10 protein-coding genes are annotated in these 11,776 nt (G+C 69.5%); 4 read left to right on the top strand and 6 right to left on the bottom strand.

What is annotated here, in order from left to right:
- Positions 1 to 8: 8 nt before the first annotated feature.
- The 5 genes from rsmB to def all read right to left on the bottom strand — a co-directional run bounded on the left by rsmB (position 9) and on the right by def (position 4,867).
- Positions 9 to 1,379, bottom strand: a complete 1,371-nt coding sequence (rsmB, locus tag BKK79_RS11255) for a 16S rRNA (cytosine(967)-C(5))-methyltransferase RsmB (RefSeq protein WP_071010458.1) — start codon at positions 1,377 to 1,379, stop codon at positions 9 to 11.
- A gap of 141 nt (positions 1,380 to 1,520) precedes the next feature.
- Complete coding sequence (gene htpX / locus BKK79_RS11250; RefSeq protein ID WP_071010459.1) at positions 1,521 to 2,381, bottom strand: zinc metalloprotease HtpX; 861 nt, start codon at positions 2,379 to 2,381, stop codon at positions 1,521 to 1,523.
- 125 nt (positions 2,382 to 2,506) lie between these two features.
- Positions 2,507 to 3,136, bottom strand: coding sequence for a LysE family translocator (locus BKK79_RS11245; protein WP_071037725.1), 630 nt, complete (start codon positions 3,134 to 3,136; stop codon positions 2,507 to 2,509).
- Between the two features lie 49 nt (positions 3,137 to 3,185).
- On the bottom strand, positions 3,186 to 4,187 hold the full coding sequence (gene fmt, locus BKK79_RS11240; RefSeq protein ID WP_071010461.1) for a methionyl-tRNA formyltransferase: 1,002 nt from the start codon (positions 4,185 to 4,187) through the stop codon (positions 3,186 to 3,188).
- A gap of 173 nt (positions 4,188 to 4,360) precedes the next feature.
- Positions 4,361 to 4,867 carry a peptide deformylase gene (def, locus tag BKK79_RS11235; protein WP_071010462.1) on the bottom strand — a complete coding sequence of 169 codons (507 nt, stop codon included), beginning with the start codon at positions 4,865 to 4,867 and terminating at the stop codon, positions 4,361 to 4,363.
- Positions 4,868 to 5,029: 162 nt separating this feature from the next.
- Between def and BKK79_RS11230 the strand changes: the two genes are divergently transcribed.
- From BKK79_RS11230 to BKK79_RS11215, 4 genes are all read left to right on the top strand, one after another.
- Positions 5,030 to 6,217, top strand: coding sequence for a LysM peptidoglycan-binding domain-containing protein (locus BKK79_RS11230; protein WP_071037724.1), 1,188 nt, complete (start codon positions 5,030 to 5,032; stop codon positions 6,215 to 6,217).
- Positions 6,214 to 7,359, top strand: a complete 1,146-nt coding sequence (dprA, locus tag BKK79_RS11225; protein ID WP_071010464.1) for a DNA-processing protein DprA — start codon at positions 6,214 to 6,216, stop codon at positions 7,357 to 7,359. Before BKK79_RS11230 ends, dprA begins: the two co-directional genes overlap by 4 nt.
- A 105-nt stretch (positions 7,360 to 7,464) precedes the next feature.
- Positions 7,465 to 7,863, top strand: coding sequence for a thioredoxin domain-containing protein (locus tag BKK79_RS11220; RefSeq protein WP_071010465.1), 399 nt, complete (start codon positions 7,465 to 7,467; stop codon positions 7,861 to 7,863).
- A gap of 142 nt (positions 7,864 to 8,005) precedes the next feature.
- The gene (locus tag BKK79_RS11215) at positions 8,006 to 10,684 is read left to right on the top strand and encodes a DNA topoisomerase III (protein ID WP_071037723.1); all 2,679 of its coding nucleotides are present in this window, start codon (positions 8,006 to 8,008) and stop codon (positions 10,682 to 10,684) included.
- 57 nt (positions 10,685 to 10,741) lie between these two features.
- On the opposite strand, the gene BKK79_RS11210 is transcribed toward BKK79_RS11215, so the two are convergent.
- On the bottom strand, positions 10,742 to 11,638 hold the full coding sequence (locus BKK79_RS11210; protein WP_071010467.1) for a LysR family transcriptional regulator: 897 nt from the start codon (positions 11,636 to 11,638) through the stop codon (positions 10,742 to 10,744).
- Between the last annotated feature and the right edge of the window lie 138 nt (positions 11,639 to 11,776).

Here is an 11,776-nt window from a genome sequence, read left to right as displayed (position 1 = left end):
GGATCGGGTCAGAGTCGTTTCTGGAAGCGGGCGTAGAAAAATCCATCGTGGTCCGATGGCAGGCTGGCCTGGCCTGGTGCCCCGTCGTGGTGCCCGGTCGAGGGCAGGATCTGGCCGGGTGCCTGCAATCGTATCGCATCTGGCAGTTGCGCACCAAACCAGCGCGCCTGCTCTTCTCCCTCCGTTGGGAAAATAGAACAGGTCACATAGAGCAAGATGCCGCCCGGCTTGAGCAGCGGCCACAGTTGCGACACGATGCGGCGCTGCTCATTGACCAGGCGAGCGATATCGACCTCGCGGCGCAGCCAGCGGATGTCCGGGTGGCGGCGCACGATACCCGAGGCCGAGCATGGCACGTCGGCCAGGATGCGGTCGTACTGGCGGCCGTCCCACCAGTCTGCGGGACGGCTCGCATCGCCGACCACGACCTCGGCCTGCTGGCCCAGGCGGGCCAGGTTCTCGTGGATGCGCTCGGCGCGCTTGGCGTCGCTCTCCAGCGCCGTCACGTCGAGCCGGGCCAGTTCCAGCAGGTGCCCGGTCTTGCCGCCCGGCGCCGCGCAGGCGTCGAGCACACGCATGCCGTCGGCCACTTCGAGCAGCGGTGCCGCCAGCTGGGCGCCGGCATCCTGCACCGACACGTCGCCGCGGGTGAAGCCCGGGATCTGCGATACCGGGAAGGCGCGCACCAGCCGCACGGCCTGGGGCCCGATGGCCTTGCCGGCCAGGCCGGCATTGGCCAGGCGAGTCAGGTAGTCGGCCACCGGCACGCGCGCGGTATTGACGCGCAGGGTCATCGGCGGGCGCACGTTGGCGCTGGCGGCCAGCGCTTCCCACTGCTGCGGATAGGCCTCGCGCAGCGTGCGCAGCCACCAGGACGGCAGGTTCCAGCGCGCCTGCTCGTCGCGCTGCACCGACTGCAGCAGGGCACGCCGTTCGCGCAGGAATCGGCGCAGCACTGCATTGACGAGGCCGCGCGCATGGGCGCTCTTGGGTTCCGAAGCGGCCGCGCTGACGGCCTGGTCCACCACCGTGAAGCTGTTGTAGCCGCTGCGGCCGGGCTTGCCCGCGCTGTCCTGTTCGGCACCGTCGGCCTCGCCGTCGAGCAGCAGCGCCAGCGCCACCGCGAGCAGGGAGTCGACCAGCGCGCCAGGCGGGCGCGCCACCAGATGGGTGACCAGCGCGCGCACGGTGCCGAACTGGCGCACGGTGCGGTAGGCGAGATCCTGCAGGGCGCCGCGCGTGGCACCGTCGCGCTCGAGGTGGTATTGCGCGGCGGCGGCCTCGATGGCCTGCGGCAGCGCGCTGCCCTCGTTCACGCCGCGCACGGCGGCGGCGGCGGCAAGCATCTGGAAGGCGAGGGAGTCGGGTGGCAGGCGCATGGAAAACGGAAACCGATCAGGGGCACGGAGGCGGCGGCGCCGCCCAGAAGGAACGAACCCGCCGGTTCGGGTGGGAACGAGGCGGGCAGTTTACCCCGGATGCGGGGCCGCTTGCCGTTTTCGCGGCCGCGACGGCCGCGCTCAGGCCGGATAGGTGCCGGTGCGGGCCATCTGCATCAGGCGCGCGATGCGCTCCTCGGTGGCCGGGTGGGTCGAGAACAGGTTGGCGATGCCACCGGCCGAGAGCGGGTTCATGATCATCATCTGCGCCGTGGCCGGGTGTTCCTCGGCCGCCTGGAACGGGATGCCCTGCGCGTAGCGGTGGATCTTGTCGAGCGCGCTGGCCAGCGCCTGCGGATCGCCGCTGATCTCGGCGCCGCCGCGGTCGGCTTCGAATTCGCGGGCGCGCGAGATCGCCATCTGGATCAGCGAGGCAGCCAGCGGTGCCAGGATGGCCACGGCAATGGCGGCGATCGGGTTGCTGCGGTTGCCGTTCTCGTCGCGGCCGCCGAAGAACATGGCGAAGTTGGCCAGGGCCGAGATCGCGCCGGCCATGGTCGCGGCGATGGTCGAAGTGAGGATGTCGCGATGGCGCACATGGGCCAGCTCGTGCGCCATCACGCCGCGCAGCTCGCGCTCCGACAGCACGCGCAGGATGCCGGTGGTGGCGGCCACGGCCGCGTGTTCCGGATTGCGCCCGGTGGCGAAGGCGTTGGGGGCGTCCTCGTTGATCAGGTAGACACGCGGCATCGGCAGGCCGGCGCGCTGCGCCAGTTCCTGCACCATGCCGTAGAACTGCGGTGCGGTGCCGGCGTCGACTTCCTGCGCGTTGTACATGCGCAGGACCATCTTGTCCGAGAACCAGTAGGAGAAGAAGTTCATGCCCAGCGCCATCAACAGCGCGAACATCATGCCGTTGCGACCGCCGATCATGCCGCCGATGACGATGAACAGCGCCGTGATCGCCGCCATCAGCATGAAGGTCTTGACCCAGTTGAACATTGTCATGCGCTCCTGTCGTTGCAGTCGGCGCCGGCGTGGCCGGCGTGCTTATCTTAGATGATGGCGGACGGACGGAATTCAATTGGGGCCGGTGGTGCCGGCCAGGATGCCGTGCCGGCGGCGGCTCAGCGCTGCATCATGGCCAGGCGGGCGCCCAGGGCGATGAAGGCGGTGCCCACGGTGCGGTCCAGCCAGCACTTCAGCCGCGGCATGCGGCCGGCACGCCGCGTCAGCGTGCCCGCCAGCCAGGCCACCAGCGTGTTCCAGGCGGTCGACATCAGCACCATCACCGCGCCCAGCAGCAGGAAGGCGGCAGCCTGGTGGCCGGCACGCGCATCGACGAACTGCGGGAAGAAGGAAACGAAGAACAGGATGACCTTGGGGTTCAGCACATTGGTCAGGAAGCCCTGCATGAACAGGCCGCGCAGGCCGCGCCGCGGCGGTGGCGCGGCCTGCGCGGCGACGCCGGGGCGTTGCCACAGCAAGCGCAGTCCCAGCCACACCAGGTAGGCGGCACCGGCGTACTGGATGACACCGAAGGCCGCCGGCGAGGCCGCCAGCAGCGCGGTCAGGCCGAACGCGGTGGCAAGCGAATGCACGCAGCAGCCGGCGCTGACGCCCAGGGCCGACATCACGCCTGCGGCGCGGCCCTGGGCCACGCTGCGGCCGACGATGTAGGCCGTGTCCGGCCCCGGCGTCACATTGAGCAGGAAGACGGCGCCCACGAACAGCGGGAAGGCGGTGATGCCGAACATGGCGGGAACGCTCCGGGTGGAAGGTGGGAGGTGGCTGCGCCGGCTGTGATCATACCTGCCCGTCCGGCAGGGCGCAGCGGCTGCCTGCTGCCAGCGGCATGCCCTGCAGGAAGGACTGTGCCGCCTGGCGCCGTCCGCCCGGTCGCTGCAGTTCCGTGACGCGCAGCGCGCCTTCGCCGCAGGCGATCAGCACGCCATCCGCGTCGGCCGCCAGCACGGTGCCCGCCGGCGCGGCAGGTGCGGCGGGCGCAGGCTCGGCCCGGGCCTGCCAGCACTTGATGACGGTGTCGCCGATCTGCACGGTGGCGCCCGGAAACGGATTGAAGGCCCGCACCTGGCGCGCCAGCACTGCCGCCGGCCGGCGCAGGTCCAGGCGCGCTTCTTCCTTGCCGATCTTCTCCGCATAGGTGACCCCGTCCGCGGGTTGCGGGGTGGCGCCCAGCGTCTCGCCGCGCGCCAGGCGCTCCAGCGCTTGCACCACCATGCGTGCGCCTTGCGCGGCCAGCTTGTCGTGCAGGCTGCCGGTGCTGTCGTCCGCCGCGATCGGCGTGGCCTCGCACGCGAGCATCGCGCCGGTGTCCAGGCCCTCGTCCATCTGCATCAGCGTGATGCCGGTCTCGGCATCGCCCGCCTCGATGGCGCGGTGGATCGGCGCAGCACCGCGCCAGCGCGGCAGCAGCGAGCCATGGATATTGATGCAGCCGTGGCGCGGCAGCGCCAGCACCTCGGCCGGCAGGATCAGGCCGTAGGCGGCCACCACCATCACATCGGGGGCGATGCCGGCCAGCGCATCGACGGCGGCGCCCGCCTCTTCCGGGTACTTGCCCTGGCGGCGCAGGGAGCGCGGCTGCAATACCGGTCCCAGGCCCTGCGCCAGCGCGTACTGCTTGACCGGGCTGGCCTGCAGCTGCATGCCACGTCCGGCCGGGCGGTCGGGCTGGCTGAGCACGGCCACCACGGGGAAACCGGCGGCGTGGATGGCTTCGAGGGCGGCGCGGGCGAATTCGGGCGTGCCGGCGAAGGCGACGCGCAGAGGCTGGACAGGTGGCATGGCAGGTTCGGCTGGTGGCGCCCGGAGGGGCGCGAAGGGGACGCGGCGCATGGCGGCGCGCCCGAGCGCAAGCGGCCGCGCGGCGGCCGGTGCGGACTGGACTTCGACGATGCGGGAAGCGTACTACGAACGGTGCTGAGAAAGCGCTGCGGCGCCGTGCACCGCAGTTGCGCTCACATGCGGCTGCGCGTGCGCTTCTGCAGCTTGGACTTGATGCGGTTGAGCTTGAGCGGCGACAGGTATTCGACGAAGACCTTGCCGCGCAGGTGGTCGATCTCGTGCTGGATGCAGACCGCCAGCAGATCGTCCGCGTCGATCTCGAAGGTCTCGCCCTTCTCGTTGAGCGCACGCACGCGGACCCGGTCCGGACGCTCGACGCGGTCGTAGACCTCGGGCACCGACAGGCACCCTTCTTCCCACACCTTGCGGTTGTCGCTGGCCCACACCACCTCGGGATTGATGAAGACCATCAGCTCGTCGCGGCTCTCCGAGATATCGATGACCACCACCTGCTCGTGCACGTTGACCTGCGTGGCGGCCAAGCCGATGCCGGGTGCTTCGTACATGGTCTCGGCCATGTCCTTGACCAGCTGGCGGATGCGGTCGTCCACCACCGCGACGGGCTTGGCCACGGTGTGCAGGCGGGGATCGGGATAGGTCAGGATATCGAGTTTAGCCATGATGCTCGGGCGCAACGCCGGCAGCACATGCAGACCGGGCCGCGTTGCGGCAGCGGGGGTTTACATGCAGAATCGGGGCGCTAGTACAAAAATTCAAGGCGCGCCGCAGCAGGCACGCTCTCCAGGGTCAATCCGGCCGTCTCGCATGGCCGGTTCAGGAAAATGCGCAATCTTACCAAAGAGCACCGGGCGGCGCGGGGCCGCGGGCAGCATGCGCTTGTGCGCCTGCTGATGAGTGTGGCGGGCCTGGCCGCGGCAACGGGAATGCCGCTCCGGGCCACCTCCGGCGAACTGCCCGAGCGCACCGTGACGCCGGCGCAGCAGCGCACGGCGGAGGCCGCCGTGCAGGGTATACCGGCCACCGACCTGGCACCCGCCGCGCCTTCCCAGTACACGGTGCGCAGCGGCGATACCCTGTGGGACATCTCCGGCCGTTTCCTGCGCCAGCCGTGGCGCTGGCCCGAGCTGTGGGGCATGAACCGGCAGCAGGTGCGCAATCCTCACCTGATCTATCCCGGCCAGGTCCTTTACCTGCACCTGCGCGACGGCCGTGCCTGGCTGTCGACCACGCCGATCGGCGAGGGCGGCACCGTCAGGCTGTCGCCGCGCGTGCGCAGCGACGGCGCCGACGCGGCCGCCATTCCGAGCATCCCCGCCAGGGACATCGAGCCCTTCCTGACCCGGCCGCTGGTGGTGGACCAGGGCACGCTGCAGACGTCGGCCCGTATCGTCGCGCTGCCGGAGGCGCGCGTCTACCTGGGGCGCGGCGAGAATGCCTATGTGCGTGGCATCGCCGCCGCCGACGGCCTGCCCGGCAGTGACTGGCAGGTGTTCAAGCCGGTCGAGCCGGTACGCGACCCGGGTACCGGCAGGGTGCTTGGCTACCAGGCCGACTACCAGGGTAACGCGCGCCTGCTGCGCGGCCCCGAGGGGGCCGACGCCGTCGCCACCGTGAACATCACCCAGGCCCAGCAGGAGATGGGCGTCGGCAGCCTGCTGCTGCCGCAGCCTGCGCGCGAGCCGGTACGCTATGTGCCGCATGCCCCCGACGTCGAGGTGGCTGGCCGCATCGCCGCCGTCTACGGTGGCGTGCAGTACGGCGGCGCCAAGCAGGTGGTGGTGCTCAACGTCGGCGCCAATGCCGGCCTGGAACCCGGCAACGTGCTGGCGCTGTCGCGCACCGGCGAGATGGTCAGGGACCGCACCGCGGACAACCGCAAGATCGTGCTGCCCGACGAGCGCTACGGCCTGGCCTTCGTCTTCCGTGTCTTCCCCGGCGTCTCCTACGCCCTGGTCACCGACGCCTCCAGCGTGGTGCAGGTGGGCGACAGCGCCGCTTCGCCGCGTTGACGGAGACGGGCACGCACGTCGCGCCGGCGGGCGGCACGCGCGAGCCCGCCGAGATCGCCGCCTGGCTGCGCCTGGTGGCGGCACCGGGCCTGGGGCCGGTGGGTGTGCGCCGCTTGTTGTCGGCCTACGGCCTGCCGGAGCGGATCCTGGCGCAGGACGCCGCCGCACTGGCGCAACTGGTGCCGGCTGGCAGCGTACGGGCCCTGCTGGCCGCGCCGGGCCCCGCCCTGGCCGCGCTGGTGGCGCGCACCGCCGAGTGGGCCGCCATGCCCGGCAACCATCTGCTGACGCTGGCCGACGCGGCCTACCCGGCCGCACTGCTCGACCTGGCCGATCCACCTCCCCTGCTCTACCTGCATGGCGATCTCGCGGCGCTGCGGCGGCCGGCCATCGCCCTGGTGGGCGCGCGCAGCGCCAGCGCCCAGGGCGCGCGCGATGCGCAGGCCTTCGCGCGGGCGCTGGCCGGTGCCGGCCTGTGCGTGGTGTCGGGGCTGGCCGCCGGCATCGACGCGGCCGCCCATCTCGGCGCCCTCGAGGGCGCCGGCGGCACGCTGGCCGTGGTCGGCACCGGGATCGACCAGGTCTATCCGGCGCGGCACCGCGCCCTGGCCGGACGCATCGCCGGGCACGGCGCCATGCTCAGCGAGTTCGCGCTGGGCACGCCGCCGCGCAGCCACCATTTTCCGCAGCGCAACCGGCTGATCGCGGCCCTGGCGCGCGGCGTACTGGTGGTGGAGGCGGCAGCGCGCTCGGGCTCGCTGATCACCGCACGGCTGGCGGCCGAGCTGGGGCGCGAGGTCTTCGCCATTCCCGGCTCGATCCATGCACCGTTGTCACGCGGTTGCCACCTGCTGATCCGTGATGGCGCCAAGCTGGTCGAATCGGCGCAGGATGTGCTCGAGGAGCTGGGCACCCCCGGCCAGCCGGCCGCCGAAGCCCGTGGCGCGGTCCCGCGCGGGCGGCACGCTGCCGAGGCGGGGTGCGCGCTGGGGGCTGCCCTGGGATTCGAGCCGGCCAGTCTCGACGAACTGTGCCGGCGCAGCGGCCTGGGCGCCAGCCAGGCTCTCGCCGGCCTGCTCTCGCTCGAACTGGCCGGCCTGGCCGAGCGGCTGCCGGGCAACCTGTTCCGGCGCTTGGCTTGAAGATCCACAGGGAGGCCGGCAAGGCGGCCCGGGTTCGCCCCCTTTTCCGCACAGCCGCTACAATCAAGCCAAGTCAGCCCCAGAAGGGCTTATGTTTCACTTGCCATGACCGTTTACCTCCCCGAACGCGACGCCGACGCGCTGGCGCAGGCCCTCTCCGACCGACCGCAAGGGCGGCTGGTGGCCTGCCTGTGCGCGGCGTGGTGCCGTACCTGCGGGGAGTACCAGGCGGCGTTCGCGGCCGTGGCCGCGCAGTACCCGCGGGATTGCTTCGTCTGGATCGATGTCGAAACCCATGCCGACCGGCTGGGCGACCTCGATATTGAGAACTTTCCAACCATACTGGTGCAACCGATCACTGGTGGCGCGCCGCAATTCTATGGGACGCTGCTGCCACATGCAGAAGTGCTCCAGCGCATGCTGGGGCGCGACGTTTCGATGCAAGGGACGGCGCAGGAGTTGCCGGATGTGCTCGACTGGCTGCTTGAGAGCCGCGCACACTAGATCCGGGCAGCGGCGGTGGCTGGCTTGCACCGTCGTCGAGACCGCGCTTATTATTGGCGCCTCAAAGAAGCCAGCGCCCTGTTTACATACGCCGTAGTGCAATTCGCAGGCTGCCAGAAGGTGGCCGGCAAGGACCCGTTCAATGTCAAAAGCCCTCATCATCGCGGAAAAGCCATCGGTTGCTGCCGATATCGCCCGTGCCCTCGGGGGCTTTACCAAGCACGACGAGTACTTCGAGAACGACGACTTCGTGCTGTCGTCCGCCGTGGGCCACCTGGTGGAGATCGCCGCCCCGGATGAATACGAAGTCAAGCGTGGCAAGTGGAGCTTCGCCAACCTGCCGGTGATCCCGCCGCACTTCGACCTGCGGCCCATCGCCAAGACCGAGTCGCGCCTGAAGGTGCTGAACCGGCTGATCAAGCGCAAGGACGTCACCGGCCTGATCAACGCCTGCGACGCGGGGCGCGAGGGCGAACTGATCTTCCGCCTGATCGCGCAGCAGGCCAAGGCCAAGCAGCCGGTGCGCCGGCTGTGGCTGCAGTCGATGACGCCGCAGGCGATCCGCGACGGCTTCGCGCGCCTGCGCGAGGACGAGGAGATGCTGCCGCTGGCCGACGCCGCGCGCTGCCGCTCAGAGGCCGACTGGCTGGTCGGCATCAACGGCACCCGTGCCATGACCGCCTTCAACAGCAAGGGCGGCGGCTTTTTCCTGACCACGGTGGGCCGGGTGCAGACGCCGACGCTGTCGATCGTGGTCGAGCGCGAGGAGAAGATCAAGCACTTCGTGCCGCGCGACTACTGGGAAGTGCGCGCCGAGTTCATCGCCGCCGCCGGCCTCTACGAGGGCCGCTGGTACGACCCCAAGTTCAAGAAGAGCGAGCTCGACCCCGAGGCGCGCGAATCGCGCCTGTGGAGCGAGGCCGAGGCCATGAGCATCGTCGCGGCCTGCCGCGGCAAGCCCGGCACCGTCAGCGAGGAATCCAAGCCCTCGACGCAGCAGTCGCCGGCCCTGTTCGACCTGACCACGCTGCAGCGCGAGGCCAACTCGCGCTTCGGCTTCTCGGCCAAGAACACGCTCGGGCTGGCGCAGGCGCTGTACGAGAAGCACAAGGTGCTGACCTACCCGCGTACCGATGCGCGCGCGCTGCCCGAGGACTACCTGGGCACGGTCAAGCAGACCATGGACATGCTGGCCGAGAGTTCGCACAACTACCTGCCGCACGCCAAGAAGATCCTGACCAACGGCTGGGTCAAGCCGAACAAGCGCATCTTCGACAACAGCAAGATCAGCGACCACTTCGCCATCATCCCCACGCTGCAGGCGCCGAAGAACCTGTCGGAGCCGGAGCAGAAGCTGTACGACCTGGTGGTGCGCCGCTTCCTGGCGGTGTTCTTCCCGGCCGCGGAATTCCAGGTCACCACGCGTGTCACCGAGGTGGCTGGCCATCACTTCAAGACCGAGGGCAAGGTCCTGGTCAACCCGGGCTGGCTCGAGATCTATGGCCGCGAGGCGCAGGGCAAGGACGACAAAGACGCCAACCTGGTGCCGGTGGCCAAGGGCGAGAAGGTCAAGACCGACAAGGTCGAGGCGGTGGGCCTGACCACCAAGCCGCCGGCGCGCTACAACGAAGCCACGCTGCTGTCCGCCATGGAAGGCGCCGGCAAGCTGGTGGACGACGACGCGCTGCGCGAGGCCATGGCCGGCAAGGGCCTGGGCACGCCGGCCACGCGCGCGGCCATCATCGAAGGCCTGCTGACCGAGAAGTACCTGGTGCGCGAAGGCCGCGAACTGATCCCGACCGCCAAGGCCTTCCAGCTGATGACGCTGCTGCGCGGCCTCGGCGTGGAGGAACTGACCCAGGCCGAACTGACCGGCGAGTGGGAGCACAAGCTCGCACAGATCGAGCGCGGCCGCCTCAAGCGTGACGAGTTCATGCGCGAGATCGCGCAGATGACGCAGCAGATCGTCAAGCGCGCCAAGGAGTACGACAGCGACACCATCCCCGGCGACTACGCCACGCTGGACACGCCGTGCCCGCAGTGCGGCGGCCAGGTCAAGGAGAACTACCGCCGCTTCGCCTGTACCGCCTGCGAGTTCTCCATCAGCAAGATCCCGGGTGGGCGCCAGTTCGAGATCGAGGAAGTCGAGGAACTGCTGCTGAAGAAGGAGATCGGTCCGCTGCAGGGGTTCCGCAGCAAGATGGGCCGGCCCTTCGCCGCCATCCTCAAGCTCGGCAAGGACGACGACGGCCATTACAAGATGGAGTTCGACTTCGGCCAGAACGATGACGAAGGCGATGGCGAACCGGTGGACTTCAGCGGTCAGCAGGCCGTCGGCACATGCCCGAAGTGCGGCGGCGCGGTGTTCGAGCACGGTATGAAGTACGTCTGCGAGAACACGGTGGCCAGTCCCAAGTCCTGCGACTTCACCACCGGCAAGATCATCCTGCAGCAGGAGATCTCGCGCGAGCAGATCGGCAAACTGCTGACCGACGGCCGCACCGACCTGCTGACCGGCTTCAAGTCTTCGCGTACCGGCCGCAATTTCAAGGCCTTCCTGGTCAAGCAGGCCGACGGCAAGATCGGCTTCGAGTTCGAGGCACGCGAGCCGAAGGCCGGGGCCAAGCCGGCGGCCAAGTCCGCGCGCGCGGCGGCGGCGGCGGACGATGGCGTGGCAACGGCCGAGAGTGCGGTGCAGAAGGCGCCGGCGCGCAAGGCGGCGGCCAAAACCACCAAGACCGCAGCGGCCAAGACCACCAAGGCCCCGGCAGCCAAGACGGCAGCGACCAAGAAGAGCAGCAGCGGCAAGGCTGCCGCCTGAGGCCAAGGCGGCTGCCGGGGGAGGATTCCCGGCGGCCCGCCCTGCGCTGCGCCAGTTTCAGGCGCGGCGGTTCTCGCCCTCGCTCAGCAGGAAATCGATGAAGGCCCGTACCTTGGTCGGCAGGAACTTGCGGCTGGGGTAGACCACGCTCACGTCGCGCCGCGGCAGCTGGTATTGCGGCAGGATGTGCGTCAGGCGCCCCGCTTCCACATTGGGACGCGCCAGGTAGGACGACAGCATCGCCACGCCCATGTCGGCCAGGGCCGCCTGGTGCGCCAGTTCGGCGTTGCTGCACAGCAGGCCTGGCCGGATCGGCACGGTCACCTCTCCTTCCGGCCCGGACAGGGTCCATTCGTGCGCCACGTTGGGCAGGCGCAGCAAGATGCAGCGGTGGTTGGCGAGATCCTGCGCGTTGCGCAGTGGCGGGTGCTGGCGCAGGTAGCCGGGCGAGGCACACAGGATGATCTCGGCCGACAGCAGCGGCCGCGCCACCAAGTGCGAGCCCAGGCCCAGGTCCGACAGCACGATGCCGATGTCGCGCCCTTCTTCCACGATGTCGACGATGCGGTCGGACAGCAGCACGTCGAACACCATGTCCGGGTACTGCTTCTGGAAGCGCGCCAGCATCTCGGGCAGCAGGTGCAGCCCGAACATCACCGGCGCGACCAGGCGCAAGGTGCCCGACAGCGACTGGCTGCGCGCGGTGACCAGCGACTCGGCCTCGTCGACGTCCTCCAGGATCTGCTGGCAGCGCTGCAGGTAGGACTCGCCGGCATCGGTCAGCGACAGGCTGCGCGTGGTGCGGTTGAGCAGGCGGGTGCCCAGGTGGCTTTCCAGGTCGGCGACGTAGCGCGTGACGACGGCGTTCGACATCTCCAATTGCTGCGCCGCACGTGCAAAGCTGCCAAGTTCAACCACCTTGGCGAAAACGCGCATCGATTGCAGCCGATCCATGACATAGTCTCCCGTCCGTTTTGCGGATCTTTACGCTATCCGGCCTATTTATTGTGAAAACTACAATCAATCATTGTCGTTGGCAATATTTATTCATATAAGGGGAATGCCTAATATCTAGCCATCGGATGCCGCACC

The organism is Cupriavidus sp. USMAA2-4 (assembly GCF_001854305.1).
GTDB classification, from domain to species: Bacteria; Pseudomonadota; Gammaproteobacteria; order Burkholderiales; family Burkholderiaceae; genus Cupriavidus; species Cupriavidus malaysiensis.
The sequence above is the reverse complement of the archived record's forward strand: the minus strand, read 5'-3'. Positions and strand labels throughout refer to the sequence as shown.